Consider the following 26362-nt stretch of genomic DNA (forward strand, 5'->3'; position numbering starts at 1 on the left):
ATAAAAGAGAAAAATAGCGCGCTTAATAGTTAAAAGATCGTTAAAGGCAACTGCCCGGCCTGGCAAAATCTTCTCCTGTTAACCCTTCAAAACAGACGGGCGTGGGAGTACATTGTTCCGTATTCACTTCCACGGCAGGGAGTGGCGATTCCAGTAAAAAGGCAAAGGTTCATGTCCTCCATCGAAAAATCCAGCAAGTTAGATAACGTCTGTTATGACATCCGTGGCCCGGTTCTTAAAGAAGCAAAGCGTCTGGAAGAAGAAGGCAACAAAGTTCTCAAACTCAACATCGGTAACCCTGCCCCGTTCGGCTTCGAAGCCCCGGATGAGATTCTGGTCGATGTGATCCGCAACCTCCCTGGCGCCCAGGGCTACTGCGATTCAAAGGGGCTCTACTCTGCCCGTAAAGCGATCATGCAGCACTATCAGGCGCGCGGCATGCGTGAAGTCACCGTCGAAGATATCTATATCGGCAACGGCGTCTCTGAGCTGATCGTGCAGTCGATGCAGGCGCTGTTGAACAGCGGCGATGAGATGCTGGTCCCGGCGCCGGACTATCCGCTGTGGACCGCGGCGGTGTCGCTCTCCGGCGGCAAAGCGGTGCACTACCTTTGTGATGAATCCGCCGGCTGGTTCCCGGATCTGGACGACATTCGCGCCAAAATCACCCCGCGCACGCGCGGCATTGTGATCATCAACCCGAACAACCCGACCGGCGCGGTCTACTCAAAAGAGCTGCTGCTGGAAATTGTCGAGCTGGCGCGCCAGCACAACCTGATTATTTTCGCCGATGAGATCTACGACAAGATCCTCTACGACGAAGCGCAGCACCACTCTATCGCCGCGCTGGCACCGGATCTCTTCACCATTACCTTTAACGGTTTGTCGAAAACCTACCGCGTGGCTGGTTTCCGCCAGGGCTGGATGGTGCTGAGCGGGCCGAAAAAGCACGCCAAAGGTTATATCGAAGGGCTGGAGATGCTTGCCTCAATGCGCCTGTGCGCCAACGTGCCGGCACAGCATGCGATCCAGACCGCTCTCGGCGGCTATCAGAGCATCAGCGAATTTATCGTGCCCGGCGGGCGTCTCTATGAGCAGCGCAACCGCGCGTGGGAGCTGATTAACGACATTCCCGGCGTCTCCTGCGTAAAACCGAGCGGCGCGCTCTATATGTTCCCGAAAATCGACGCGAAACGTTTCAATATTCTGGATGACCAGAAGATGGTGCTCGACTTCCTGCTACAGGAGAAGGTGCTGCTGGTACAGGGTTCCGCCTTCAACTGGCCATGGCCGGATCACGTCCGCATCGTTACCCTGCCGCGCGAGGACGATCTGGAAATGGCCATCACCCGCTTTGGGCGTTTCCTCTCCGGTTATCATCAATAATTGACTCAGGGGGAGGGTTTGCATCTTCCCCCACTCTCTGCGCACAATGGCTCCAGTCGCATTCAAGACAAGGTTAACTATGAGTCAGAGTCACTTCTTCGCCCACCTCTCCCGCCTGAAACTGATCAACCGCTGGCCGCTGATGCGCAATGTGCGCACCGAGAATGTCTCCGAGCATAGCCTGCAAGTGGCAATGGTCGCGCACGCGCTGGCGGCGATCAAAAACCGCAAATTCGGCGGCTCGCTTAACGCAGAGCGCATTGCGCTGCTGGCGATTTATCACGATGCCTCTGAAGTGATCACCGGCGATCTCCCGACCCCTGTGAAGTACTTCAACTCGCAGATTGCCCAGGAGTACAAAGCGATTGAGAAGATCGCCCAGCAGAAGCTGGTCGAGATGGTGCCGGAAGAGCTGCAGGATATTTTCGCCCCGCTGATTGATGAGCATCACTACAGCGAAGAGGAGCGATTAATTGTTAAACAGGCCGATGCGCTCTGCGCCTACCTGAAGTGCCTCGAAGAGCTTTCCGCCGGCAACAATGAGTTTCTGCTGGCCAAATCGCGGCTGGAGAAAACCCTCGACGCCAGGCGCAGCCCGGAGATGGATTACTTTATGCAGGTGTTTGTGCCGAGCTTCCAGCTGTCGCTGGATGAGATCAGCCAGGATTCGCCCTTATAACAAGGGCGAACCCGCCCGGTTAAAAGGGAAACAGCATCGGGATCATCACCACGCACACCATCATTACCAGCAGGGTAAAGGGCACACCGAGTTTGATAAAGTCGCTGAACCGGTAGTTGCCCGGCCCTAATACCAGCGTGTTCACTGGCGATGAGACCGGCGTCATAAAGGCGGCCGAGGCAGCCATCGCCACCATCATGGCGAAGGGATAAGGCGAGACGCCCATCGATTTCGCTGCCGCCAGCGCAATGGGTGCCATTAGCACAGCCGTGGCGGTATTGGAGATAAACAACCCAATCGCCGCGCACATCACAAACAGACAGATCAGCATCAAGTGCGGGCCATAGCCCCCGCCCAGCTCCATCAACCCTTTGACCACCAGATCGACGCCGCCGGTTTTTTGCAGCGCCAGCGCAAAAGGCATCATGCCAACGATCAGAATGATGCTTGGCCAGTGGATCGCTTTATAGGCGCTCTCGGCGTCGATGCAGCGGAATTTCCCCATTAGCATGCAGGCGATAATGGCGGCGATGGGATTGGGAATATCGTCGGTCAGCATCAGCGCAACCATCAATACCAGGCAGAAAATCGCATGCGGCGCCTGGCTGTGCGCTGGCGAAGCCGCGCTCTCTTCAACGGGCAGGTTCAGCACCACAAAGTCGCGGGCGTGTCCGGCAAGCTGGCTGATTAACTTCCAGTTGCCGACCACAAGGAAAATGTCGCCGAGTTGCAGCGGCTCGTCAGTCACCGCCCCTTCCAGCGCCACGCCGTTGCGCTTCAGGCCTACCACGTTCAGACCGTAGCGGGTACGAAAACCGATTTCGCGCACCGTTTTGCCCAGCAGTTCGGAATCGGGGATCAGCGAGACTTCCGCCATGCCGACATCCAGCGCCTGGTCGGAGAAGTACTCCCCGCGCAGGATCATCGGCTCCAGCTGCTGCTCGACGCAGAACTGGCGCAGATCGACATCCGCAGAGGACATATCAATCAGCAGCACGTCACGGGCGCGAAACTCCGAGACGCCATTAACATTAACAATTACCCGGCGAAAACGCCGCCAGCGCTCGACGCCGATAACATTGGCACCATAGCGCTCACGCAGTTGCAGATCGTCAAGACGCTGACCAATCATCGGCGAGCCGGGGCGAATCGCTAACCGCCGCGCGCGGCCCGCCAGGTGATACTCGCGGATCAGATCGCGAAACGAGCGCCGCTTCCAGCTCTCGCGCTGGGCGTCGCTCCCCTCCGCGTTAAGCGTAAAGCGCATCAACAGCATATAGACGATGCCGAGCAGCAGGATAACCAGGCCAAGCGGCGTGACGCTGAAAAAGCCAAATCCCTCCAGCCCTTCGCGCAGCAGTTCGCTGTTCACCACCAGGTTTGGCGGCGTCGCCACCAGCGTCATCATGCCGCTAATCAACCCGGCGAAGCTGAGCGGCATCATTAACCGCGACGGCGAGACCTGCATGCGCAGCGAGACGCTCAACACCACCGGGATGAAAATCGCCACCACGCCGGTCGAACTCATAAAGGCACCCAGCCCGGCGACGGTGATCATCAGCAGGACCAGCATTTTGGTTTCGCTGCTGCCCGCCATCGTCACCAGCCAGGCGCCCATATTGGTTGCCACGCCGGTGCGCACCAGCCCGTCGCCGATAATAAACAGCGCGGCAATCAAAATAACGTTTGGATCGCTAAAACCGGAGAGCGCTTCGGGAAGCGTCAGCGTACCGCTCAGCACAAAAGCGACAATGACAAACAGCGCCACTGCGTCCATGCGCACTTTGCTCGTCGCAAAGAGCAGCACGGCAATGCCCAGCAGAGAGAGAACCCAAATCAATTCACCGTTCACAACCTGTCCTTGTTTGTTGAGGGTGGTAAAAGAGTGCCATAAAAAAACCCCACCGGGGTGGGGTTACATCATTGAATCAGGCTTTTAGATCGACGCTGACGATACCGTCATGCTGTTTTGTGACGCTTATCGCCTCCAGGCTGGTCAGCGAGAAGTCGACCTTCTCAAGCCCCGGTGAACCCGGCGGCACATTGACGGCAATCACGTGACATCCGGCGGCGAGGCCGGAGAGCACGCCCGCAGCCGCGTCTTCCACCACCACACAGGTTTCCGGTGCCAGCCCTAACAGCTCGGCACCGAGCAGGTAGGCATCCGGTTCAGGCTTGCCATGCTTCACCTGTTCGGCGGTGACAAAGACTTTCGGCATCGGCAAACCGGTCGCGCGATGGCGCGCATGGGCAACCGGCACTGAGCCGGAGGTAACAATGGCCCACGGAATCGCGGAGGCATCCAGATGCTCAAGCAGTTCAATCGCGCCCGGCAGCGGCGTAATGCCGTCCGTGTCTGACGCTTCAATCTCCTCAAGGCGGGTAAATTCAGCCGCAATCTCCGCTTCTGAGGCACCCGCCATAAAGTGACGCAGTGAGGTGATGGCCTGTTTGCCGTGAATAAAATTCAGCACCTCGTCATGGCTGATGCCAAAGCGATCGGCCCAGCTGCACCAGGCTCGCTCAACGGCGGGGAGTGAATTTACCAGGGTTCCATCCAGATCAAACAGAAAGCCTTTGCACTGCACGTTCACCTCCTCAGGCGTTGAGAATTCGATTAATTTCGTTACTGCTTAAGTGGTACTGGCGCGGGCAGGCGTGCCACACGCTCAGCATACGCTGGTATTTATCCCACATCGGCGTTTGGGCATTAAAGCCGTGGGTACCGGCATCAAAATGGGTATAGCGCCCTTCAATATTAACCATAAAGCGCACATATCCGAGGTAGCGCGCTTCGGTCGCAGCGTCAAAGCCGAGGAAAGTGACACGACGCTCGTCAATGGTGGCGTTATCTTTCATGTTGGTCCAGGAAACGTGGAGTGCGTGATACATCTCCATGATATCGATAATGTTGCGGCACGTTTCCTCTTTCAGCTCGCCGAATTCGCGATCCAGCTCGCGCATCTGCAAACCATATCCCCGTTCGACAATGGTTTGCAAACGACGATAACGCTCCGCATTGGCCGGGTCCATCATGGTCATCATCATGTATTGATTGGATAAGATCAGACGTTGGGCATTGGTCATTTCCATCTTCGACTCCTGTGGCACTTCGGCGCAGTAAAATAAGTTGGCCTCAGTCTACCTGTGAGTAAAAGGTGCTTTCTTGATTTGCCGGGGGTGTTACGCGTATCTACCAAAAAAGAAAGCATCGGGGGGATGCTCTCTTCTTATCAATCACGCACAACTTTAAAGCTCATCGAGAAAGGTTTTATCCAGCTGCTTAAAGGCGCGCTTAAGGGTATCGGCCAGCGCCTGGTAGTCCGGCTTGCCTTCAACCGGTGCCAGCGCCTGGCCCGCCTCCTGCAACTTACCGCGCACTTCATAGAACCAGTTCAGAATCGAGGGCGGCAGCGGCGTGACCGAGCGCTTGCCGAGCCACCATAGCCCCTGCATCGGCAGGCTCAGGGCAAACAGCGCGGTGGCAACAGCCGGGCCGAGCTGCCCGCCGAGGGCGATTTGCCAGCAGAGCGTGAAGATTGCCAGCGGCGGCATAAAGCGAATCGCGTAGCGTGTCGCGCGAATGGTACGGTTGTCTACAAACATTGGAGCGAGGCGTTTTTCCATAGGCCAGGTCTTCGCATAGTGCTGACCCCGGCGAAATAAACTGAAGAAACTGACGGGTCGAATCTCAGGATTTGACATGGCTTTACCTCAACTTCACGTATAAAAATTAAAAATTTTATGCAAAACAACAACTGTGAATGACAACGTTAAAATTTTTTGTCAATCCCACCTGCTATCGGGTATTCTGTGGCGGCCTTTACCAGGCCTTAGACGAATAGGTTTGAGTCGTCAAATAATAAGCTCATTATGCCACTGTCTGAAAATTGCGCAAAATAGCTTAAAATTTTAACTATTCTTTCATCGTGTCAGAAAGTTCTCTCGACATGATGTTAATCATAAATGTCAGCGTCAACCTGCGCTACGCTGTGCGACTCACTGACCTTTTTTAGCCACGTATCATAAATAGGTACTTCCATGTCGAGTAAGTTAGTACTGGTTCTGAACTGCGGTAGCTCCTCACTGAAATTCGCAATTATCGATGCTGTTAACGGTGAAGAGTACCTCTCTGGTTTAGCCGAATGTTTCCACCTTCCTGAAGCACGCATCAAGTGGAAAATGGATAGCGGTAAACAAGAAGCGGCTTTAGGTGCAGGTGCCGCTCACAGCGAAGCGCTTAACTTTATCGTTAACACTATTCTGGCACAAAAACCAGAACTGTCTGCTCAGCTGACCGCAATCGGTCACCGTATCGTCCACGGTGGTGAAAAATACACCCGTTCCGTGGTGATCGATGAGTCTGTGATTCAGGGTATTAAAGACGCGGCCTCCTTCGCCCCGCTGCACAACCCGGCTCACCTGATCGGTATCGCCGAAGCGCTGAAATCCTTCCCGAGCCTGAAAGAGAAGAACGTTGCCGTGTTCGACACCGCGTTCCACACCACCATGCCGGAAGAGTCCTACCTCTACGCCCTGCCGTACAAACTGTACAAAGAGCACGGCGTTCGTCGCTACGGCGCGCACGGCACCAGCCACTTCTATGTAACTCAGGAAGCGGCAAAAGTGCTGAACAAACCGGTTTCTGAACTGAACATCATCACCTGCCACCTCGGCAACGGCGGTTCTGTTTCCGCTATCCGTAACGGCGTGTGTGTCGATACCTCCATGGGTCTGACCCCGCTGGAAGGCCTGGTAATGGGTACCCGTTCTGGTGATATCGACCCGGCGATCATTTTCCATCTGCATGACACCCTGGGCATGAGCGTTGAAGCGATCAACAAAATGCTGACCAAAGAGTCTGGCCTGCTGGGCCTGACCGAAGTCACCAGCGACTGCCGTTATGTAGAAGATAACTACGAAACCAAAGAAGACGCGAAGCGCGCGATGGACGTTTACTGCCATCGCCTGGCGAAATACATCGGCTCTTACACTGCGCTGATGGATGGTCGTCTGGACGCGGTGATCTTCACCGGCGGTATCGGTGAAAACGCAGCGATGGTACGCGAGCTCTCCCTGGGCAAACTGGGCGTGCTCGGCTTCGAAGTTGACCACGAACGCAACCTGGCTGCCCGTTTCGGCAAGTCTGGTTTTATCAACAAAGAAGGCACCCGCCCGGCGATCGTTATCCCGACTAACGAAGAGCTGGTGATTGCGCAAGACGCAAGCCGCCTGACTGCCTGATAGCTTACCCACACCGCCAGCCAACGCTGGCGGTGCTGTTTTGTAACCCGTCCGCTTCGACGGTAACGAAAGAGGATTAACCGTGTCCCGTATTATTATGCTGATCCCTACCGGAACCAGCGTCGGCCTGACCAGCGTCAGCCTTGGCGTGATCCGTGCTATGGAACGCAAAGGCGTTCGTCTGAGCGTCTTTAAACCGATCTCCCAGCCACGTGCGGGCGGCGATGCGCCTGACCAGACCACCACTATCGTGCGCGCTAACTCCGGGCTGCCGGCGGCTGAACCGCTGAAAATGAGCCACGTCGAGTCGCTGCTCTCCAGCAATCAGAAAGATGTGCTGATGGAAGAGATCATCGCCCGCTACCACGAAAGCAGCAAAGACGCTGAAGTGGTGCTGGTTGAAGGCCTGGTCCCGACCCGTAAACACCAGTTCGCCCAGTCCCTGAACTTCGAAATCGCGAAAACGCTGAACGCGGAAATCGTCTTCGTCATGTCCCAGGGCACTGACACGCAGGAGCAGCTGAAAGAGCGCATCGAGCTGACGCGCAACAGCTTCGGCGGCGTGAAAAACAGCAACATCACCGGCGTTATCGTCAACAAACTGAACGCCCCGGTTGATGAGCAGGGCCGTACGCGCCCGGATCTCTCTGAGATCTTTGATGACTCCTCAAAAGCAAAAGTGGTGCATATCGATCCGGCGCAGCTGCAAGAGACCAGCTCTCTGCCCGTGCTGGGCGCAGTGCCGTGGAGCTTCGATCTGATCGCCACCCGTGCGATCGATATGGCGCGCCACCTGAATGCAACCATCATCAATGAAGGCGACATCAAAACCCGCCGCGTGAAGTCCGTCACCTTCTGTGCGCGCAGCATTCCGCACATGCTGGAACACTTCCGTCCGGGCTCACTGCTGGTGACCTCTGCCGATCGTCCTGACGTGCTGGTTGCGGCCTGCCTGGCAGCGATGAACGGCGTTGAGATTGGTGCCGTGCTGCTGACCGGCGGCTACGAGATGGAAGAGAGCGTGCGCAAGCTGTGCGAGCGCGCGTTTGCCACCGGCCTGCCGGTATTTATGGTGAACACCAACACCTGGCAGACCTCCCTGAGCCTGCAGAGCTTCAACCTGGAAGTGCCGGTTGACGATAACGAGCGTATTGAAAACGTGCAGGAGTACGTTGCCCGTTACATCAACGCGCAGTGGATCGACTCCCTGACCGCCACCTCTGAGCGCAGCCGTCGCCTCTCGCCGCCAGCCTTCCGTTACCAGCTGACCGAGCTGGCGCGCAAAGCGGGCAAACGCGTCGTACTGCCGGAAGGCGACGAGCCGCGTACCGTGAAAGCGGCCGCTATCTGTGCTGAGCGCGGTATCGCGACCTGTATCCTGCTGGGCAACCCGGATGAGATCAATCGCGTTGCGGCAGCACAGGGTGTTGAGCTGGGCGCCGGGATCGAAATCGTCGATCCGGACGTGGTACGTGAAAGCTACGTTGCTCGCCTGGTTGAGCTGCGTAAGAGCAAAGGCATGACCGAAGCCGTGGCGCGCGAACAGCTGGAAGACAACGTGGTGCTCGGCACGCTGATGCTGGAGCAGGATGAAGTTGACGGCCTGGTTTCCGGTGCGGTTCACACCACTGCGAACACCATTCGTCCGCCGCTGCAGCTGATCAAAACTGCGCCGGGCAGCTCGCTGGTCTCCTCCGTATTCTTTATGCTGCTGCCGGAACAGGTTTATGTTTACGGTGACTGTGCAATCAACCCAGATCCGACCGCTGAACAGCTGGCCGAGATCGCGATTCAGTCCGCTGACTCCGCAACCGCGTTCGGCATCGAGCCGCGCGTGGCGATGCTCTCCTACTCCACCGGCAACTCCGGCGCGGGTAGCGACGTTGAGAAAGTGCGTGAAGCGACTCGCCTGGCGCAGGAAAAACGTCCTGACCTGGTTATCGACGGTCCGCTGCAGTATGACGCCGCGGTTATGGCAGATGTAGCAAAATCCAAAGCGCCGAACTCACCGGTTGCCGGTCGCGCTACCGTGTTCATCTTCCCGGATCTGAACACCGGTAACACCACCTACAAAGCGGTACAGCGCTCTGCCGACCTGATCTCCATCGGGCCGATGCTGCAGGGTATGCGCAAGCCGGTGAACGACCTCTCTCGTGGCGCGCTGGTAGACGACATCGTCTACACCATCGCTCTGACTGCGATTCAGGCGTCCCAGCAGCAGTAATATGCCTTCTGGCGGCTGCGTCAGTGCACAGAAAAGGCGACCTTCGGGTCGCCTTTTTTATACTGAGAAATGTAGGCCGGATAAGCGCAGCGCCATCCGGCAAAAAAACACCCTCCGCAACCGCAAACCGGCAATAAAAAAGCGACCCTCAAGGTCGCTTTTTTCTGCAAAGCAAGAGAGGTTACTCCGTCTCCTGCTCGCGCTTTTCCACATCATTGCTGGCGTTACGGCTCATCCACAGCGCCAGCGCTTTCAGCGAATCGTCGGTAAACTCATCGCAGCGGGCGGTGATCTCTTCCGGCGTCATCCAGAAGACTTCACTCACCTCCTCTTCCTGCAGGGCAAACGGCCCGTGGGAGACGCAGCTAAACAGCCCGCCCCACACCCGACAATGCTCATCTTCAAAGTAGAACTGACCGTGCTCGGCAAACGGTACGCCGGCAATGCCCAGCTCCTCTTCCGCTTCGCGGCGCGCGGACTCCAGCAGGTTTTCACCCGCCTGTACCACGCCGCCCGCGGTGGCGTCCAGCTTACCGGGCATAAAGTCTTTTAGCTCGGTACGACGCTGCACCAGAATATTGCCCATCCCATCATGCACCACAATATAGGTTGCGCGATGACGCAGGCACTGCGCGCGCATTTGCTCCCGGCTGGCCTGTGCAATCACCTCATTGTCTTCGTTGACAATATCTACCCATTCCATGCCTGCAAAATGACTCTGTTCCACCATCGGGACATCTTCTCTTTATGGCGCTCTTACGGCGCGTTTCGGTTGACGGGTAAATTACGGATTAATCGCAACCTGCGCAATAACCCGCTGATCATTAAGTGCGATAACACGTAACATATTCTCTTCCAGCATGCCGTAGCTGGCGGCAAACCCACCTTTCGGGATAGAGACCGAGCCGGGGTTGAAGTGCACAATCCCATCACGCTGCTCGGCAACCGGAATATGGGTATGCCCATACACCAGCACATCGCCTGCCTCCAGCGGCGGAATATTCTCCGCGCCGAAGAGATGACCGTGGGTCAAAAACAGGCGGCACGCGGGTAATAAAACCTGCTGCCAGGGCGCGGTAATGGGAAAGCGCAGCAGCATCTGATCCACTTCGCTGTCGCAATTACCGCGTACGGCGATAATCCTGCTCGCCTGCGTATTGAGCCGTTCTGCCACCTGCGCCGGATTATACCCCTCCGGCAGCGCGTTACGCGGCCCGTGATTGAGTACATCGCCAAGCAGAACCAGCCAGCGGGCGCCGCTTTGCGCGAACCGTTCCAGTATGCGTTCCGTCGCGGGCAACGACCCGTGAATATCCGATGCAAACATCAGTTTCATCACTGCACCTCTTTGAAAAAAACGCCCATATGATACCGGAACGCGAACCGCTTATCAGCCCGCTCGCTTAGCGGAAAGTGCAACATAGCGCTGAACCGAGGAGCGCTGCCACTGGAAGGTGGCGTACTCCGCTAAGCGCTCCGGCACCGGGTCACCATGCATCACCAGCCGGTTAAGCATCAGGGCGAGATCGACATCGGCAATGCACCACTCGCCAAACAGGTTCGGCTTACCGTGCGCCAGCAATTCACCTGCGATGGTAAACAGCTTATCGGCGCTCGCCTGGCCTGCTTCGCTGAGCGGCGCTTTTTTCGCCCCGGCAAACACCACGTCCGTTGAGCGCGCTTCGCGGATCGGCAGCAAGTCGCTGCGCAGCCAGGCCTGCACCTGCCGCGCGCGGGCGCGGTTCTCACGGTCGTGAGGATAGAGACGCTCCCACTCCGGCGGCGCAAAACGCTCGTCGAGGTATTCGGCAATCGCCGAGGACTCGCTCAGCACAAAGCCATCAATCTCTAAGGAGGGAACGCGCTGCGTCAGACGAAAGCCGGGCCAGCCCGCGCCATGCTGCGCGCCGCTCGCCAGATCGACGGTTTTCAGCGTGAAAGGCAGCGCCTTTTCATGCAGGGCAACGTACGCCGACAGCACATACGGGGAGAAGTACTCTTTGTCAGACCACAACGTGATTGCCGGTTCGCTCATAACATCCTCGTTTAGCGTGTAGGTTTCGACCAAAATATAGCCTCTTCTGCCTTCTGTCACTCGCGGAAAACGCTGTCATTACGGGGAACACCTATACTTAACAGGCGACGCCCATTCCGCTCACAGGAGTTTCGATGATAGACCTCTATTTCGCCCCGACACCGAACGGCCATAAGATCACGCTGTTTCTCGAAGAGGCCGGGCTGCCGTATCGTCTGATCCGCGTAGATATTAGTAAAGGCGAGCAGTTTCGCCCGGAATTTTTAGATATCTCACCAAATAATAAGATCCCGGCGATTGTCGATCATGAGCCCGCCGACGGCGGCGCGCCGCTTAGCCTGTTCGAGTCGGGCGAGATCCTGCTCTATCTGGCGGAGAAGTCCGGCCAGCTCCTGAGCGGTGAACTGCGCGAGCGTCATGTCACTTTGCAGTGGCTATTCTGGCAGGTGGCGGGGCTTGGGCCGATGCTCGGGCAGAATCACCACTTCAACCACTTCGCGCCGCAGCCGGTGCCTTATGCCATTGAGCGCTACCAGGTGGAGACACAGCGGCTCTACCAGGTGATGAATAAACGTCTTGAGCAGGTGCCCTGGCTGGCGGGCCAGCACTACAGCATTGCGGATATCGCCGCCTGGCCATGGATCAACGCCCATGCGCGCCAGCGTATTTCGCTTGAGGATTACCCGGCGGTCTTTAACTGGTTTGAGCGCATTCGCACGCGCCCGGCCACTGAGAGTGCATTGCAGAAAGCGCAGCTGCCATAAGCTGCGCGTTTTAAGGATAATCACGCTTCGGAGGGAAGCATGAAGATACTCGTTACTGGCGGTACCGGCCTGATTGGCCACCATCTGATCCCCCGTCTGCTGGAGTTACACCACAGCGTAACGGTGGTCACGCGAAATCCGGCCAAAGCGCAGCAAAAGCTTGATGCCCGCGTCAGCCTGCTGAAGGGGCTTAACGATCTTACGGATCTCAACAACTTCGATGCGGTGATCAATCTTGCGGGCGAGCCGATTGCAGATAAGCGCTGGACCGAGGAGCAGAAGCAGCGCTTATGTAACAGCCGCTGGCAAATCACGCAGCAACTGGCGGACTTGATCAAAGCCAGCGACAACCCGCCGCAAGTGCTGATCTCCGGTTCCGCCTGCGGCTACTACGGCGATCTCGGCGAAGTGGTGGTGACAGAAGAGGAGCCGCCGCATAACGAGTTTACCCATAAGCTCTGCGCGCGCTGGGAGCAGATCGCCTGTGAAGCACAGAGCGACCGCACCCGCGTCTGCCTGCTGCGCACCGGCGTGGTGTTGACGCCTAAAGGCGGCATTCTCGGCAAACTGCTGCCGCTGTTCCGCCTCGGTCTCGGCGGGCCGATTGGCACCGGCCGGCAATATATGGCGTGGATCCATATCGACGATATGGTCAACGCCATCCTCTGGTTGCTGGATAACGATCTGCGCGGGCCGTTTAATATGGTCGCGCCCTACCCGGTGCGCAACGAGCAGTTCGCTCACGCGCTCGGTCATGCCCTGCACCGCCCGGCGTTTATGCGCGCGCCCGCAACGGCCGTACGCCTGATGATGGGCGAATCCTCGGTGCTGGTGCTCGGCGGCCAGCGCGCGCTGCCTAAACGCCTGGAAGAGGCCGGGTTTGCCTTTCGCTGGCACGATCTTGAAGAGGCGCTGACGGATGTGGTGAACGCATAAATTTTGTTGCGTTGAGCCAGGAGTGATGGTGGTAAGCTACGCCTTTTGAAGCAAAAGGGCTGCCATTGACCAGGTCGCAAAAAATCCGCCTCTGCGCACTTTGCCTGCTGGTGCTGGTATGGGCACTCTGGATGTGGGAGAGCGATCGGCTGGGCGTAATGGTCTTTATGCGTGACGATGCGCCCGATACGCCAGTTCTGCTGGCGGTTGCCCTGCTGACTGGACTCTGGTGTGGCTGGCGCAGGGCAGTACGCGGTGAGGCGAGCGCATTTAAGGCGTTAGCCCCGTGGCAGCTTTTCCTCAGCGTCGCAGCCTTTGTTGGCGTTACGCTGCTTAATGTCCCGGAAGGCTGGGTGCGTCTGACGGCAGGCGAAACGGTACAGAGCGACGTCACCTTTCGCCTCACCTATCCTGGCCCTTCGCTGGGGCGCAAAAGCCACTGCGAAGCGGGCCTGCGCATTGATGATGCGTGGCTCGGGCGAGTAGTCACGCTGTGCACCCACACAGAGAGCGTGCCGCGCGACGCCAGCTCGGTGCAGGTCGAAAAACGCCTCGCTGCACGCGGCGCCTGGTTTACCCGCTACCGCTTTATGACCGATAACGGCAAAGCCTATGCCTGGCAACCCGCTACCCCCTAATATTTGTGGCGCTCGCGCGCGCCTTTGCAGTGCTAAGCTTCTTCGTTTGATTCTCACAAGGACGCGTAATGACGTTGCAGACTCCCCGTTTTACCCTGACGCCATTTCAGGCGTCTGACTGGCCCTTCTTTTTGCAGATACGGCAAGATAAACGCGTGATGCGCTATATGGCGGAGATCGCCTCTGAAAGCCAGATCCGCACCCTGTTTGAAGACCGGCTTAACGATCCGAATGCCTTTGTGATCCGCGATGGGCAGGGTCATGCAATTGGTGATGTCGGCCTGCGCCCGAGTCCGCATCTTGTGCAGGAAGCGGATCTCGGCTACTCGATCCTGCCTGAAGCACAAGGCCAGGGCGTGGCGTCAGAAGTGGTTGCCGCCCTGTGCGATTCCGCCTTTACCCAGCGCGATATTCACGCCCTTAACGCCTGGGTGCTGTCGGACAACCTCGGCTCGGTGCGGGTGCTGGAGAAGAGCGGTTTCACCCGCGTACAGGTGCTGGAGCAGGCCTATTTGCTGCGCGGGAAATATTATGATGACTGGATCTATCGCCGTGAAAAGCACTAAGAGGATGTTCAAATCAGCCAAAGCGAAAGCCACTCTCGGGATTGTGATCTTCTTTTTGTGGGTGATATGGCTGCTTTTCTCCAGCGGGTTTAGCCACAAGGTCTATCTGAAAAACGGTGAGCCGGATCCCTGGATTATCCTGATCGTTGCCGTGCTGGTGGGATTGTTGGCGGCCTGGCGCGGCCCCTTTACGACGCTGCGCAATAAGCTGCTTTGTTTTGTTGCCCTGTGTTTGCTTAGCCTCGCAACCCTGTGGAACGTGCCGGAAGCGTGGGTAAAGTTTACCGCCAGCGAGATAGTAGAGAGCGAGGTGACCTTTACTATTGGTCACCCGGGCCCGCCCATCACCCGCACCAACCGTTGCCCGGCGGGGCTGCGCTTTTACGATACGTGGTTAAACCGCCCGATTGAACTCTGCACCCGCGACGCGCTTGTGCCGCCCGGCGCGCGAACGGTTCAGCTTGAGAAGCGCGTCTCCGCACGTGGGGCGATATTCACCCATTACCGTTTTATTTCCGCCTCAGGTATTCCGCAAGGTTGGTGGCCGGTTAATCGCCCGGATAAGTGATGTTGCGACGGCGCAGTGCCGGATGGCGGCGTTCGCCTTATCCGGCCTACAACTGCACTCCCCCCAGGCCTGATAAGCGCAGCGCCATCAGGCAATCATGGCTTACTTCAGCGATCCCTTGAGGAATTGCTGCAAGCGCAGGCTTTTCGGGTTGCCGAACAGCTCATCCGGCGTCCCCTCTTCTTCAATTTTGCCCTGATGCAGGAAGATGACGTGGCTGGAGACATCGCGGGCGAAGCCCATTTCGTGGGTAACCACCACCATGGTTTTCCCCTCTTCTGCCAGCTTCTGCATGATGCGCAACACTTCACCCACCAGTTCCGGATCGAGGGCTGAGGTCGGCTCATCGAACAGCAGCACTTCCGGCTCCATCGCCAGCGCACGGGCAATCGACACGCGCTGCTGCTGGCCGCCGGAGAGATGCACCGGATACTTGATCTGCTGCATCGCATCGATACCCACTTTCGCCAGGTATTTCACCGCCCGCTCGCGCGCTTCCTGCTTGCTTAACCCCAGCACCTGAATCGGCGCTTCCATCACGTTCTCCAGCACCGTCATGTGGCTCCACAAATTGAAGTGCTGGAACACCATCGTCAGACGCGTGCGCAACAGGCGCAGCTGATTCTTGTCAGCGACTTTCAGCTGGCCATCTTTGTCACGCACCAGATTAATATTCTGCCCGCTCACCACAATGGTGCCTTCGCTCGGTTTCTCAAGGAAGTTGATGCAGCGCAGGAAGGTGCTTTTGCCGGAGCCGGAGGAGCCGATGATGCTGATCACATCCCCGGCGTTAGCCCGCAACGACACGCCTTTCAAAACTTCATGCTCGCCATAGCGCTTATGCAGATCGGTAACGTTTAATTTATTCTCAGACATCGTGCTCTCAGTGCGTCGAAGAGGGCTTCATATGCTGTAAAAAGCGCTTTTCCGCCCGGCGGAAGAGGCTAATCAGGACATACGAAATAATGAGATAGAGCACCGCCGCGATACCAAACGCCGTAAAGGGCTGGTAGGTGGCGGAGTTAATATCACGGGCGATTTTCAGCAGATCCGGCACCGTCGCGGTAAAGGCCAGCGCCGTGGAGTGCAGCATCAGGATCACCTCGTTGCTGTAGGCCGGCAGCGCGATACGCAGCGCCGAAGGCAAAATAATGCAGCGGTACATTTTAAAAGATGAGAAGCCATACGCCCGCGCCGCTTCAATTTCACCGTGCGGCACCGAGCGGATCGCCCCGGCAAAAATCTCGGTGGTGTAAGCGCAGGTATTGAGCGTCAGCGCCAGCACCGTACAGTTGAGGCCGCTGCGGAAAAAGGCGTTTAGCAGCTCGGTACCTTTCACAATCTCCAGCGTGTACATGCCGGAGTAGAAGACCAATAGCTGCACATAGAGCGGCGTGCCGCGAAAGATATAGGTGAATAACCAGATCGGGAAGCGGATAAATTTGTTGCTGGAGACGCGCCCGATAGCGAGAAACAGCGCCAGTATGCCGCCCATCACCACCGAGGCGATCAGCAGCCAGAGGGTGATCGCCACGCCGGTAATGCGGTAGCCGTCGCTCCAGAGCAGGGATTGCCAGTACTCCTGAATAATCTCAATCACAGGTCGGCCCTCTTCACACCCACCGAGTAGCGGCGTTCAAGCAGCAGCAGGACACCGTTGGAGGCCGTGGTAAAAATGAGATAGATCGCGCCGCAGACAATGGCGAAGTAGAACGGCTCCCAGGTGCTTTTACCTGCGAGCTGCGTCGCTTTCACCACATCTTCCAGCCCCAGTAAGGAGACCAGCGCCGTCGCTTTCAGGATCACCTGCCAGTTGTTGCCGATGCCCGGCAGCGCAAAACGCATCATCGCCGGAAACAGAATACGGCGGAACACCTGGCGGCCGGTAAAGCCAAACGCCGTCGCCGCTTCAATCTGCCCTTTCGGCACCGCCATAAAAGCGCCGCGAAAGGTTTCGGTAAAGTAAGCGCCGTAAATAAAGCCGAGGGTAATGATGCCAGCCACCATCGGATCGATATCCAGCTGCGCCATGCCGAGCGCGTCGGTAATGGCGTTAAGGGCAATTTGCAGGCCGTAGAAGATAAGCAGCATCAGCACCAGATCGGGCACGCCGCGAATAAGCGTGGTGTAACCTTCAAAGATCAGCGCCAGTGCGCGGCTTTTGGAGAGCTTCGCGCCTGCGCCCGCCAGGCCAATCAGCACCGCCAGCACCACGGAGCTGAGCGCCAGCTCGAGGGTCACCAGCGCGCCCTGGAATATCACTTGAGAAAACCCGTGCAGCATGCAGCCTGTCCTGTCGTGTGTGGTGTTTGCCGTGTCTCTTCCCCTCCCTTGCGGGAGGGGGCGCACGTTAATGGGGGGTGGGATTAACCACCGTAAACATTAAAATCGAAATACTTCTTCGCCAGCTTGTCGTAGGTGCCGTCAGCGCGCATCTCGGCGAAGGCTTTGTTCAGCGCGTCACGCAGTTCGCTATCGCCTTTACGCACGCCCATGCCGGTGCCGACGCCAAACAGCTTCTCATCTTTAATCGACGGCCCGCCGAATTTGTAGGCTTTGCCCATCGGGGTTTTCAGGAAACCTTCGCTGGCGGCTACTTCATCCTGGAACGCGGCGTCAATTCGGCCTGCGGTCAGGTCGGCGTAGATATTGTCCTGGCCCTGATAGGAGACGATCTCAACGCCTTTCGGTGCCCAGTGCACGTTACCGTAGGTCTCCTGAGTGGTGCCCTGCAATACGCCGATGCGCTTGCCTTTCAGCTTATCCAGCTCCGACTGAATGTCAGAATCTTTTGCCACCACCAGACGGGAATCCGCCGCGTAGAGTTTGTCGGTGAAGTCAATCTCCTGCTGGCGCTTTTCGGTGATCGACAGCGAGGACATAATCGCGTCGATTTTCTTCGCTTTTAATGAAGGGATCAGCGCGTCCAGCGGGTTTTCAACGAACACACACTGCGTATTAATGCGCTTACAGAGCTCTTTTGCCAGATCGATGTCAAAACCGACCAACTCACCCTGCGCATTTTTTGATTCAAACGGGGCATAAGTGGGATCGGTACCGATACGTAATTTTTGCGGGATTGCAGCAAATACAGTAGAGACGCTGGAAACAGCGAGCACCAGAGAAAGGGAGAGCACCAATTTTTTCATCATTATCCTCAACAGACTGTCTTTCCTAAGGGAATTCTCACAACTTAACGGTGCGTTATCGTGCCATCATCTCCCCCGGCAAGGCAAAAGATAAACGCGGCAGGATAACTTTTTTTGCAATCTGAGTGCGTAACTATGCAGCCCTGCACTATTGTGATGCAGCCACTGCACCACGCTGGAACAGACACCGTTTGCTGCACCATGCCGCGAAAGGCGCATGGCGCAGCGTTTTCCCTCACGGCCCGCTGGCGCAGGCCGTACAGCCTTACTCGCCGTAGACGTTAAAGTCGAAATATTTTTTGGCAAGCTTGTCGTAGGTTCCATCTTTACGCAGCTCGGTAAAGGCTTTGTCGAACGCCGCTTTCAGCTCGGTATCATCTTTACGCAGGCCAATCCCGGTGCCGTCGCCAAAGTACTTTTTGTCTTTCACCGACGGGCCGGCAAAAGCAAACTCTTTGCCCGCAGGCTGTTTCAGGAAGCCTTCGCTGGCGGCCACTTCATCCTGGAATGCCGCATCGAGGCGACCGGCAGCCAGGTCAGAGTAGATCTGATCCTGGTTCTGATAGGCGACCACGTCGATACCTTTACTGCGCCAGTTATCATTGGCGTAGCCTTCCTGCGTTGAGCCTTGCAGCACGCCGACATGTTTACCTTTCAGCGACTCCAGTGTCGGTTTGATGGGTGAGCCTTTAGCTGCAATCAGGCGTGAATCCGCCGCGTAGAGCTTCTCGGAGAAGGCGATCTCCTGCTGGCGTTTTTCGGTGATGGAGAGCGACGAGATAATGGCGTCAATCTTCTTCGCTTTCAGCGAGGGGATCAGGGCATCGAAATCGCTGCCGACCCAGGTGCATTTCACCTGCATGCGTTTGCACATCTCATTACCAAGATCGATATCAAAGCCCACAAACTCCCCTTTCGCATCTTTCGAGGAGAAAGGTGCATAGGTGGCATCGGTGCCGATACGGACTGTCTGGGGAAGCGCTGCATAAACGCTGGCGGTGGCGGAGAGCCCCAGCAGTAAAGACAGAGCGAGGACCGTCTTCTTCATACATTACCCTCAAGTGTGCTGTTTTTTTATTGTGTCGTGTGTTGTGTTGCAGCCAGTAGCCTTGCACGTCTTATGCCACTTTCCCGAGGGCCAAATAATGTGGTGCGGGAAATGTTAATAAAACGTTGCAGATTGACCGTTGTGATGAAAGATAGCAGGTCTGCGGAACGAACCGCAGCAGTAAGCGGGGGAAAAGAGGATTAAATGTTGAGGATATGATCGCGCTTACAAAATTGCCCTAAAAAAGCGCATCCGGCGATACGTTGCACTATTTTGCAGCATCACCACCCTGCCAGCGGGCAAAAAGATCTTCCGGCAGTTCGATATCAAACTGATCCACGACGCGGTTGACGGTCTGATCGACAATATCCATCACGCTCTGCGGACGGTGATAAAACGCCGGCACCGGGGGCATGATCACCGCACCAAGTTCTGCCGCCTGGGTCATCAGGCGTAAGTGGCCAAGATGCAGCGGCGTTTCACGCACGCAGAGCACCAGCGGGCGACGCTCTTTCAGCACCACGTCCGCCGCACGGGTCAGCAGCCCGTCGGTGTAGCTGTGGACAATGCCGGAGAGGGTTTTGATAGAACAGGGAAGGATCACCATGCCTGCGGTCTTGAACGAGCCAGAGGAGATGTTGGCAGCGATATCGCGGGCGTCATGCACCACGTTTGCCAGCGCCTGGACATCGCGCAGGGAGTAGTCGGTTTCAAGGGAGAGAGTTTGCCGGGCGGCCTGGCTCATCACCAGATGGGTCTCTACTTCAGCGACATCGCGCAGCACCTGTAACAGGCGAACGCCATAAATTGCGCCGCTGGCGCCGGAAATGCCCACAATCAGTCGTTTCATCTGCTTATCCACCCGCTAACATAAGCGCAAACTTTGCCTGATTACAGAGGGTGTTGCAACAAGTTGCGCCCCTCACGCGAGGGGCGCGGCGGGATCAGCCTTCGTTGTGCATCTCTAAGCTTTCTACTTCGTTCTGCAACTGTACCGCTTTGGCATCGTCATTACGCAGGGAGTCGAGGTAATCAAGGTACTGCTGATCGACATCCTTGGTGACGTAAATACCGTTAAACACCGAGCACTCGAACTGCTGAATGTCCGGGTTCTCTGCGCGTACGGCATCAATCAGATCGTTAAGATCCTGGAAAATCAGCCCGTCGGCGCCGATGATCTGGCGGATTTCATCCACTTCACGACCGTGGGCAATCAGCTCATTGGCGGTAGGCATATCAATGCCGTAGACGTTCGGGAAGCGAATTTCCGGTGCTGCGGAAGCGAGGTAAACCTTCTTCGCCCCGGCTTCGCGCGCCATCTCGATAATCTGCTCCGAGGTGGTGCCGCGTACGATGGAGTCATCCACCAGCAGCACGTTCTTGTCGCGGAACTCGGCGCGGTTGGCGTTCAGCTTGCGGCGAACCGATTTACGGCGCAGCTGCTGGCCCGGCATGATAAAGGTGCGGCCAACGTAGCGGTTTTTTACAAAACCCTGACGGTAAGGCTTGTCCAGAATGCGGGCGATCTCCAGCGCGATATCGCAGGAGGTTTCCGGAATCGGGATCACCACGTCAATATCGAGATCTTCCCACTCGCGGGCGATCTTCTCGCCGAGCTTCATGCCCATATTGACGCGGGCGCTGTAGACGGAGATTTTGTCGATAAAGGAGTCCGGGCGCGCAAAGTAGACGTACTCGAACAGGCACGGGTTGCTGACCGGGTTTTCCGCACACTGACGGCTGTAAAGCTGCCCTTTCTCGGTGATATAAACCGCTTCACCCGGTGCGACATCACGCAGGAACTCAAAGCCCAGCGTATCGAGCGCTACGCTCTCCGAGGCCACCATATATTCGGTGCGGCCATCGCCCAGTTCGCGCTTGCCCAGCACCAGCGGGCGAATGCCGTTCGGGTCGCGGAAGGCAACCATGCCGTGACCAATAATCATCGCCACGCAGGCGTAGGCACCGCGGATCTGGCGGTTGGTCGCGGCAATCGCGGCGAAAACGTTATCCGCTTCAAGCGGGTAATGACGGAAGTTATCCAGCTCGCTGGCGAAAATATTGAGCAGGATTTCAGAATCTGAGGTGGTGTTAATGTGGCGACGCTTCTCTTCGAACAGCTTTTTACGCAGTTCGTGCGCGTTGGTCAGGTTGCCGTTGTGCGCAAGCGTAATGCCGTACGGGGAGTTAACGTAGAAGGGTTGCGCTTCTGAAGCGCTGGAGCTGCCCGCGGTAGGGTAACGCACGTGGCCAATCCCCATATTGCCCTGCAGGCGCTGCATATGGCGGGCTTCGAATACATCATTCACCATGCCATTCGCTTTACGCAGACGGAAACAGTTATTGGCATCAATGGTGATGATGCCCGCTGCATCCTGCCCACGGTGCTGCAGCACCGACAACGCGTCATAAATCGACTGGTTTACCGGCATGAAACCGGCGATACCGACAATACCGCACATACGTCTTTTCCTCGTTAAGAGCTTGGTTTACCAGGCGTAATCGTCAAAGACCGCTTGAACAGCGACAGCGCGCGAAAACCGCCTGTTAAACCAAACTCTAAGCCACATCTCAGGGCTTAAGCCCTGGGCAAGAAACTCGACGAGCTTTGCAGATAGTCAAAGAACCACCTGATGATGAAGCTGAATTGCGGGATAAGCTGCGACTTTTGCCAGTCTTCGCTTTTCGACAGGCCTGTAAAGGTATCCAGAAAGAACAGAATGGCGGCGACGATCAGTACGCCACGAAGCGCACCAAAGCAGATCCCCAACACCCTGTCTGTACCCGACAGGCCGGTTTTCTCCACCAGCGTACCGATAACGTAGTTAACGATAGCGCCCACAATCAACGTCGCGATAAACAGCACCGCGATGGCAATTCCATTACGTACCAGTTCCTCTTCAAAGCCCGTGAACCAGACTGACAGGTAAGTGTAGTAATGGCTGGCGACAAAGAAAGCACAACCCCATGTCACCAGCGATAACGCTTCACGAACAAAGCCGCGGATCAGGCTTACCAGACAGGAAAAACCAATCACCGCGATGATGGCGTAATCAATCCAGACCATATGTGTCCCACGATTTTACGCCCTGTCATCCAGTTCGGGGCGCATTCTAACAGAAAAAGAAAACGTTTGCGTAGGGATTTCCTTCCCGCGCGGAAATAAAAATGGCGCTGAAAAAATATTCAACGCCAGCAGAACATTGGCCCTAATGACCGCACATTTATCTGGCTTCCCTGCCCCGTTTTACGGGCCGTTGCCAGCAAAATAGCGCAGGGTTGCGCGGTTAATTGGCGCTGTAGTTCATCACCACGCCATTGAGTCCTGACAGCTGGTTCAGCTCACCAAGCGACGCTTTGAGTTTATCGCGCGAAGCATCAGGGCCGACCAGAATGCGGGTGATTTTACCCTGAACCGGCGTCGTCGGCGATGTGTAAGCGCGATAGCCCGCCGCGCGCAGTTTACTCACCACTTCATTTACTTTATCGGCGTTTTTCAGCGCGCCCAACTGGACCACATAGGCTTTGCCGGTCGGAGCAGGTTTCTCCTCCTGCGCTTTAGCCGGTGCCGCGTTCGCCGCCGTCTGCTGCTCGCGCGCAGGCTGCGGTTGTGACTGCTGCTGCGGCTGCGGTTTAGGCTGCGGCTTTTCAACGGGTTTTGGCTTTGGCGTCACCGGCGTGGTGGTCACTTCCGGATCGGGATTGCTGTTTGCCGCAAACCTTGAGGCATCAAGGGACGGTGCGGCGGCATCACCAGCACGCACCTCTTCCGCTGCGCCTTCCGGCGGCTGCGCGGGCAGCGCCTGGGTTGCAGCCGGCATCATATCCGGCTCGTCACGATCGCCCGGCTTCGGCACCAGCGGGATCGCCGCGAACTCATCCTGATAATGCTTTTTCTGCCCGTCGAGCAGCCCGGGCAGAATAATCACCCCAAGCGCGACCAGTATAACGGTGCCCATTAAACGGTTCTGAAACTTACTTGCCACCGGTTCTCCCCGCTTCCATCGCTTCCATGACATGCGCCACGGTGTGGAACGAGCCACACACCAGCACGGTATCGCAGGCGTCAGCTTCCGCCATTGCCGCCTGCCAGGCCTGGGTCACGTCCGGGAATGCTTGCCCCGACGTCAGGTGCGCCAGCAGCTGCTCCGCCGTCGCGCCGCGCGGCCCCTCCAGAGGGGCACAATACCAGCTATCGACCACCGGCTCCAGACAGGCAAGCGTTCCGCTAATGTCTTTATCATGCAGCATGCCAACCACCGCCAGCACGCGGCCGCTTTTCGGCAGCGCCGCCAGCCGCCCGGCAAGATAGCCTGCGGCATGAGGATTATGCGCGACATCGAGGATCAGACGTGGTGATTCGCTCACAATCTGAAAACGACCGGGTAAAATCGCCCGTTCTATGCCGTCGCGGATCGCCTGCTCGCTGACTGCCAGTTTACTGGCGCGCAGCGCGGCCAGCGCGGTAGCCGCGTTCGGCTGCGGCACCTGCGGCAGCGGCAGATCGCTCAGCTCGCCCTGCGCATCGCGAAAACGCCAGCTCTGTGCGCCAACCTCGTAGTGCCACGCCACATCGCGCTGTAACAGCTGCGCGCCCTTCTCCTGCGCCACCTCCGCGATGGTGTGCGGCATATCCGGCTCGCCGACTACGGCAGGCTTACCTGCGCGGAAGATGCCCGCTTTTTCACGACCGATGCTTTCGCGATCCGGCCCGAGCCAGTCGGTATGATCGAGCGCAATGCTGGTGACCACCGCGACATCGGCATCGACCATATTGGTGGCGTCGAGACGACCACCGAGGCCCACTTCGAGGATCACCACGTCCAGCTGCGCCTGCTTAAACAGCCACAGCGCTGACAGGGTGCCAAATTCAAAATAGCTTAAAGAGATATCACCGCGCACGGCTTCGATCTCCGCGAAGGAAGCGGTATGCGCGCTTTCTGCCAGCTCCCCGCCCTGCACGCGTACGCGTTCGGTGTAGCGCACCAGATGCGGCGAGCTATAAACGCCGACGCGATAACCGGCCGCCAGCAGGATCGACTCCAGCGTGCGGCAGGTGGTGCCTTTGCCGTTGGTTCCGGCGACGGTGAAGACAAAAGGTGCGGGACGCAGCACATCAAGCCGCGCCGCCACCTGGCTTACGCGATCGAGCCCTAAATCGATAGGTTTACTGTGCAGCTGTTCCAGATAAGAGAGCCATGCGGCCAGGGGCGACGTGGCTTGCGGAGTAGAGAGAGTGTCCATGATGCCCGTTGATAGTGTGCGGTTTGAAAAGCAAAAGGGCAGTGCCTTTTGGCCCTGCCCTCATGAGTATACACATGCTCGTTTTCGCTGCTGGCGCGTGGTCACATAGCCATCCCGCTTTCCTGTGTGGAGAAAGAGCGAGCTAAGCAAGGCGCATCAACGCACCCGCAGCAGAAAGCGTGACGTGTATTATCAGGCTTCGCCTTCCTGATCCGGCTCTGGCGTCACCACCGTGCCAATATGCGTATCGTCCGCATCCGGCGCCGGCAGATTCATCATCTTCGCCAGAATACGCGCCAGCTTAAAGCGCAGCTCCGGGCGGCGAATAATCATATCGATAGCGCCTTTTTCGATCAGGAACTCACTGCGCTGGAAACCGGCAGGCAGTTTCTCGCGCACGGTCTGTTCGATAACGCGCGGGCCGGCAAAACCGATCAGCGCTTTCGGCTCAGCGATGTTGAGATCGCCCAGCAACGCGAAGCTGGCAGAGACGCCGCCCATGGTCGGGTCGGTCAGCACGGAGATGTACGGCAGACCGCGCTCCTGCATTTTCGCCAGCGCCGCAGAGGTTTTCGCCATCTGCATCAGCGACATCAGCGCTTCCTGCATACGCGCACCGCCGGAAGCGGAGAAGCAGATCATTGGGCAGTTATCTTCCAGCGCCTGCTCAACCGCACGCACAAAGCGCGCGCCAACTACGGAACCCATTGAACCGCCCATGAACGCGAACTCAAAGGCCGCTGCGACAACCGGCATGCCATGCAGCGTGCCCTTCATCACGACCAGCGCGTCTTTCTCGCCGGTCTCTTTCTGAGCTGTCGCCAGACGGTCTTTATACTTCTTCGAGTCGCGGAACTTCAGCACATCTTTCGGCTCAAGTTCGCTGCCCAGTTCAACCAGCGATCCTTCATCCAGCAGGCTATGCAGGCGATTACGCGCTGACATCCGCATGTGGTGATCACATTTTGGGCAGACTTCAAGGTTACGCTCCAGTTCGGCGCGGTAAAGCACCTGACCACAGCTATCGCATTTTGTCCACACGCCCTCAGGGATGCTCGCCTTACGGGTGGGGGTGATGTTGCTTTTAATTCTTTCAATCCAGCTCATTGATAACCTTTCTACATGAACCTGGTAGCCCTTGACTGGGGCACATTAAAACATAACGGTTCGCAACTTGGGATAAAAAAGTGGTCGAACCGCCAACAGGTGATTATTTTGTCTGCCGGGACGCGGCGCGGCGATGGCGGATAATCTCAAAGACCCCGGGAAGTATAGACACTACGATAATTCCGACAATCATCAGCTTGAGATTGTCCTGAATCATCGGGATGGTGCCAAAGAAGTATCCGGCGTAGGTGAAAAGTAACACCCACAGCAGCGCGCCCACGACATTATAGAGAGCAAAGTGGCGATAGGACATATGGCCCATACCGGCGACGAAAGGTGCAAAAGTACGCACTATCGGCACAAAACGCGCAAGGATAATCGTTTTCCCGCCATGTTTCTCATAAAACTGATGCGTTTTATCAAGATGGCTGCGACGGAAAATCTTTGAGTTGGGGTTACTGAATAACCGCTCACCGAACAGCCGCCCGATGGTGTAATTCACAGCATCGCCCGCAATAGCGGCCACCAGCATCAGCAGCACCATCATATGCACATTGAGATCGTTGGTCTCAAGCGACGCCAGCGCGCCCGCGACAAACAGCAGCGAGTCGCCCGGCAGGAACGGCGTGACCACCAGACCCGTTTCGCAAAAGAGAATAATAAACAGGATCGCATAGACCCAGACGCCATACTGCGCCACCAGCTCAGCGAGGTGAACGTCAATATGAAGAATGAAGTCAATCAGGAAGCGTATTAAGTCCATCTACTTATGCC

The 26362-nt window shown here is 57.0% G+C and carries 28 protein-coding genes; 9 read left to right on the forward strand and 19 right to left on the reverse strand.

Going from position 1 to position 26362, the window contains the following annotated elements:
• Positions 1-171: 171 nt before the first annotated feature.
• A complete protein-coding gene (locus IAE50_RS07850; protein ID WP_200579969.1) occupies positions 172-1386 on the forward strand; it encodes a pyridoxal phosphate-dependent aminotransferase in 1215 nt (404 codons plus the stop codon).
• Between the two features lie 79 nt (positions 1387-1465).
• The gene (gene yfbR, locus IAE50_RS07855; RefSeq protein WP_094421250.1) at positions 1466-2065 is read left to right on the forward strand and encodes a 5'-deoxynucleotidase; all 600 of its coding nucleotides are present in this window, start codon (positions 1466-1468) and stop codon (positions 2063-2065) included.
• Positions 2066-2084: 19 nt separating this feature from the next.
• Here the strand turns inward: yfbR and IAE50_RS07860 are convergent, their stop codons facing one another.
• The 4 genes from IAE50_RS07860 to yfbV all read right to left on the reverse strand — a co-directional run bounded on the left by IAE50_RS07860 (position 2085) and on the right by yfbV (position 5770).
• On the reverse strand, positions 2085-3917 hold the full coding sequence (locus IAE50_RS07860; protein ID WP_200579970.1) for an SLC13 family permease: 1833 nt from the start codon (positions 3915-3917) through the stop codon (positions 2085-2087).
• 76 nt (positions 3918-3993) lie between these two features.
• Positions 3994-4653 carry a sugar phosphatase gene (locus tag IAE50_RS07865; RefSeq protein ID WP_200579971.1) on the reverse strand — a complete coding sequence of 220 codons (660 nt, stop codon included), beginning with the start codon at positions 4651-4653 and terminating at the stop codon, positions 3994-3996.
• Positions 4654-4663: 10 nt separating this feature from the next.
• The gene (locus IAE50_RS07870) at positions 4664-5158 is read right to left on the reverse strand and encodes a YfbU family protein (protein ID WP_200579972.1); all 495 of its coding nucleotides are present in this window, start codon (positions 5156-5158) and stop codon (positions 4664-4666) included.
• Between the two features lie 156 nt (positions 5159-5314).
• Positions 5315-5770, reverse strand: a complete 456-nt coding sequence (yfbV, locus tag IAE50_RS07875; protein ID WP_200579973.1) for a terminus macrodomain insulation protein YfbV — start codon at positions 5768-5770, stop codon at positions 5315-5317.
• A gap of 336 nt (positions 5771-6106) precedes the next feature.
• Here yfbV and ackA point away from each other — a divergent pair, with 336 nt between their 5' ends.
• Positions 6107-7309, forward strand: coding sequence for an acetate kinase (ackA, locus tag IAE50_RS07880; RefSeq protein ID WP_200579974.1), 1203 nt, complete (start codon positions 6107-6109; stop codon positions 7307-7309).
• A gap of 82 nt (positions 7310-7391) precedes the next feature.
• On the forward strand, positions 7392-9533 hold the full coding sequence (pta, locus tag IAE50_RS07885) for a phosphate acetyltransferase (RefSeq protein WP_094421263.1): 2142 nt from the start codon (positions 7392-7394) through the stop codon (positions 9531-9533).
• A gap of 181 nt (positions 9534-9714) precedes the next feature.
• Here the strand turns inward: pta and yfcD are convergent, their stop codons facing one another.
• The 3 genes from yfcD to yfcF are packed head-to-tail and all read right to left on the reverse strand — an operon-like array spanning position 9715 to position 11568.
• Positions 9715-10263 (reverse strand): NUDIX hydrolase YfcD, encoded by a 549-nt coding sequence (yfcD, locus tag IAE50_RS07890; RefSeq protein ID WP_023479717.1) that lies wholly within the window; start codon positions 10261-10263, stop codon positions 9715-9717.
• Positions 10264-10317: 54 nt separating this feature from the next.
• Positions 10318-10869, reverse strand: coding sequence for a phosphodiesterase (gene yfcE, locus IAE50_RS07895; protein ID WP_200579975.1), 552 nt, complete (start codon positions 10867-10869; stop codon positions 10318-10320).
• A 54-nt stretch (positions 10870-10923) separates the two neighbouring features.
• Positions 10924-11568: a glutathione transferase gene (yfcF, locus tag IAE50_RS07900; RefSeq protein WP_200579976.1), complete on the reverse strand. Its 645-nt coding sequence runs from the start codon at positions 11566-11568 to the stop codon at positions 10924-10926.
• A gap of 134 nt (positions 11569-11702) precedes the next feature.
• Between yfcF and yfcG the strand changes: the two genes are divergently transcribed.
• The 5 genes from yfcG (at position 11703) to IAE50_RS07925 (ending at position 15040) form a co-directional block, all read left to right on the forward strand.
• Complete coding sequence (yfcG, locus tag IAE50_RS07905; protein ID WP_023479771.1) at positions 11703-12332, forward strand: GSH-dependent disulfide bond oxidoreductase; 630 nt, start codon at positions 11703-11705, stop codon at positions 12330-12332.
• 39 nt (positions 12333-12371) lie between these two features.
• Positions 12372-13268, forward strand: a complete 897-nt coding sequence (locus tag IAE50_RS07910; protein WP_200579977.1) for a TIGR01777 family oxidoreductase — start codon at positions 12372-12374, stop codon at positions 13266-13268.
• Between the two features lie 65 nt (positions 13269-13333).
• Positions 13334-13906, forward strand: coding sequence for a hypothetical protein (locus IAE50_RS07915; protein ID WP_200579978.1), 573 nt, complete (start codon positions 13334-13336; stop codon positions 13904-13906).
• Between the two features lie 68 nt (positions 13907-13974).
• The gene (locus tag IAE50_RS07920) at positions 13975-14472 is read left to right on the forward strand and encodes a GNAT family N-acetyltransferase (RefSeq protein WP_200579979.1); all 498 of its coding nucleotides are present in this window, start codon (positions 13975-13977) and stop codon (positions 14470-14472) included.
• Entirely contained in the window at positions 14438-15040 is a 603-nt protein-coding gene (locus IAE50_RS07925; RefSeq protein WP_232045311.1) for a hypothetical protein, read from the forward strand. The genes IAE50_RS07920 and IAE50_RS07925 overlap by 35 nt, the downstream gene beginning before the upstream one ends.
• Before the next feature lie 102 nt (positions 15041-15142).
• Here IAE50_RS07925 and hisP read toward each other — a convergent pair whose 3' ends face one another.
• From hisP to IAE50_RS07985, 12 genes are all read right to left on the reverse strand, one after another.
• Positions 15143-15916, reverse strand: coding sequence for a histidine ABC transporter ATP-binding protein HisP (hisP, locus tag IAE50_RS07930; RefSeq protein ID WP_042712051.1), 774 nt, complete (start codon positions 15914-15916; stop codon positions 15143-15145).
• A 7-nt stretch (positions 15917-15923) separates the two neighbouring features.
• On the reverse strand, positions 15924-16640 hold the full coding sequence (hisM, locus tag IAE50_RS07935) for a histidine ABC transporter permease HisM (RefSeq protein ID WP_200133370.1): 717 nt from the start codon (positions 16638-16640) through the stop codon (positions 15924-15926).
• A complete protein-coding gene (locus IAE50_RS07940) occupies positions 16637-17323 on the reverse strand; it encodes a histidine ABC transporter permease HisQ (protein ID WP_023479875.1) in 687 nt (228 codons plus the stop codon). Before IAE50_RS07940 ends, hisM begins: the two co-directional genes overlap by 4 nt.
• Positions 17324-17406: 83 nt before the next feature.
• Positions 17407-18189, reverse strand: coding sequence for a histidine ABC transporter substrate-binding protein HisJ (gene hisJ / locus IAE50_RS07945; protein WP_200580053.1), 783 nt, complete (start codon positions 18187-18189; stop codon positions 17407-17409).
• A gap of 265 nt (positions 18190-18454) precedes the next feature.
• Positions 18455-19237 (reverse strand): lysine/arginine/ornithine ABC transporter substrate-binding protein ArgT, encoded by a 783-nt coding sequence (gene argT, locus IAE50_RS07950; RefSeq protein ID WP_023479789.1) that lies wholly within the window; start codon positions 19235-19237, stop codon positions 18455-18457.
• Between the two features lie 268 nt (positions 19238-19505).
• On the reverse strand, positions 19506-20087 hold the full coding sequence (locus IAE50_RS07955; RefSeq protein ID WP_023479639.1) for a UbiX family flavin prenyltransferase: 582 nt from the start codon (positions 20085-20087) through the stop codon (positions 19506-19508).
• 94 nt (positions 20088-20181) lie between these two features.
• Positions 20182-21699, reverse strand: coding sequence for an amidophosphoribosyltransferase (gene purF, locus IAE50_RS07960; protein WP_023479726.1), 1518 nt, complete (start codon positions 21697-21699; stop codon positions 20182-20184).
• 116 nt (positions 21700-21815) lie between these two features.
• The gene (gene cvpA / locus IAE50_RS07965) at positions 21816-22304 is read right to left on the reverse strand and encodes a colicin V production protein (protein ID WP_042716765.1); all 489 of its coding nucleotides are present in this window, start codon (positions 22302-22304) and stop codon (positions 21816-21818) included.
• A gap of 220 nt (positions 22305-22524) precedes the next feature.
• Positions 22525-23223 carry a cell division protein DedD gene (gene dedD / locus IAE50_RS07970; RefSeq protein WP_200579980.1) on the reverse strand — a complete coding sequence of 233 codons (699 nt, stop codon included), beginning with the start codon at positions 23221-23223 and terminating at the stop codon, positions 22525-22527.
• The gene (folC, locus tag IAE50_RS07975) at positions 23213-24481 is read right to left on the reverse strand and encodes a bifunctional tetrahydrofolate synthase/dihydrofolate synthase (RefSeq protein ID WP_200133373.1); all 1269 of its coding nucleotides are present in this window, start codon (positions 24479-24481) and stop codon (positions 23213-23215) included. The genes dedD and folC overlap by 11 nt, the downstream gene beginning before the upstream one ends.
• A gap of 192 nt (positions 24482-24673) precedes the next feature.
• Positions 24674-25588: an acetyl-CoA carboxylase, carboxyltransferase subunit beta gene (accD, locus tag IAE50_RS07980; protein WP_200579981.1), complete on the reverse strand. Its 915-nt coding sequence runs from the start codon at positions 25586-25588 to the stop codon at positions 24674-24676.
• Between the two features lie 103 nt (positions 25589-25691).
• Positions 25692-26351: a DedA family protein gene (locus IAE50_RS07985; RefSeq protein WP_200133374.1), complete on the reverse strand. Its 660-nt coding sequence runs from the start codon at positions 26349-26351 to the stop codon at positions 25692-25694.
• Positions 26352-26362 lie beyond the last annotated feature (11 nt).

Origin of the sequence: Kosakonia sp. S42, assembly GCF_016624785.1 — a bacterium.
GTDB classification, from domain to species: Bacteria; Pseudomonadota; Gammaproteobacteria; order Enterobacterales; family Enterobacteriaceae; genus Kosakonia; species Kosakonia cowanii.

Coding starts and splice junctions, on each gene's coding strand:
- IAE50_RS07850 (WP_200579969.1), top strand. CDS start 172: ATGTCCTCCATCGAAAAATCCAGCAAGTTAGATAACGTCTGTTATGAC.
- yfbR (WP_094421250.1), top strand. CDS start 1,466: ATGAGTCAGAGTCACTTCTTCGCCCACCTCTCCCGCCTGAAACTGATC.
- IAE50_RS07870 (WP_200579972.1), bottom strand. CDS start 5,158: ATGGAAATGACCAATGCCCAACGTCTGATCTTATCCAATCAATACATG.
- yfbV (WP_200579973.1), bottom strand. CDS start 5,770: ATGTCAAATCCTGAGATTCGACCCGTCAGTTTCTTCAGTTTATTTCGC.
- ackA (WP_200579974.1), top strand. CDS start 6,107: ATGTCGAGTAAGTTAGTACTGGTTCTGAACTGCGGTAGCTCCTCACTG.
- yfcD (WP_023479717.1), bottom strand. CDS start 10,263: ATGGTGGAACAGAGTCATTTTGCAGGCATGGAATGGGTAGATATTGTC.
- yfcE (WP_200579975.1), bottom strand. CDS start 10,869: ATGAAACTGATGTTTGCATCGGATATTCACGGGTCGTTGCCCGCGACG.
- yfcF (WP_200579976.1), bottom strand. CDS start 11,568: ATGAGCGAACCGGCAATCACGTTGTGGTCTGACAAAGAGTACTTCTCC.
- yfcG (WP_023479771.1), top strand. CDS start 11,703: ATGATAGACCTCTATTTCGCCCCGACACCGAACGGCCATAAGATCACG.
- IAE50_RS07910 (WP_200579977.1), top strand. CDS start 12,372: ATGAAGATACTCGTTACTGGCGGTACCGGCCTGATTGGCCACCATCTG.
- IAE50_RS07920 (WP_200579979.1), top strand. CDS start 13,975: ATGACGTTGCAGACTCCCCGTTTTACCCTGACGCCATTTCAGGCGTCT.
- IAE50_RS07925 (WP_232045311.1), top strand. CDS start 14,438: ATGATGACTGGATCTATCGCCGTGAAAAGCACTAAGAGGATGTTCAAA.
- hisP (WP_042712051.1), bottom strand. CDS start 15,916: ATGTCTGAGAATAAATTAAACGTTACCGATCTGCATAAGCGCTATGGC.
- IAE50_RS07940 (WP_023479875.1), bottom strand. CDS start 17,323: ATGCTGCACGGGTTTTCTCAAGTGATATTCCAGGGCGCGCTGGTGACC.
- hisJ (WP_200580053.1), bottom strand. CDS start 18,189: ATGAAAAAATTGGTGCTCTCCCTTTCTCTGGTGCTCGCTGTTTCCAGC.
- argT (WP_023479789.1), bottom strand. CDS start 19,237: ATGAAGAAGACGGTCCTCGCTCTGTCTTTACTGCTGGGGCTCTCCGCC.
- IAE50_RS07955 (WP_023479639.1), bottom strand. CDS start 20,087: ATGAAACGACTGATTGTGGGCATTTCCGGCGCCAGCGGCGCAATTTAT.
- purF (WP_023479726.1), bottom strand. CDS start 21,699: ATGTGCGGTATTGTCGGTATCGCCGGTTTCATGCCGGTAAACCAGTCG.
- cvpA (WP_042716765.1), bottom strand. CDS start 22,304: ATGGTCTGGATTGATTACGCCATCATCGCGGTGATTGGTTTTTCCTGT.
- folC (WP_200133373.1), bottom strand. CDS start 24,481: ATGGACACTCTCTCTACTCCGCAAGCCACGTCGCCCCTGGCCGCATGG.
- accD (WP_200579981.1), bottom strand. CDS start 25,588: ATGAGCTGGATTGAAAGAATTAAAAGCAACATCACCCCCACCCGTAAG.
- IAE50_RS07985 (WP_200133374.1), bottom strand. CDS start 26,351: ATGGACTTAATACGCTTCCTGATTGACTTCATTCTTCATATTGACGTT.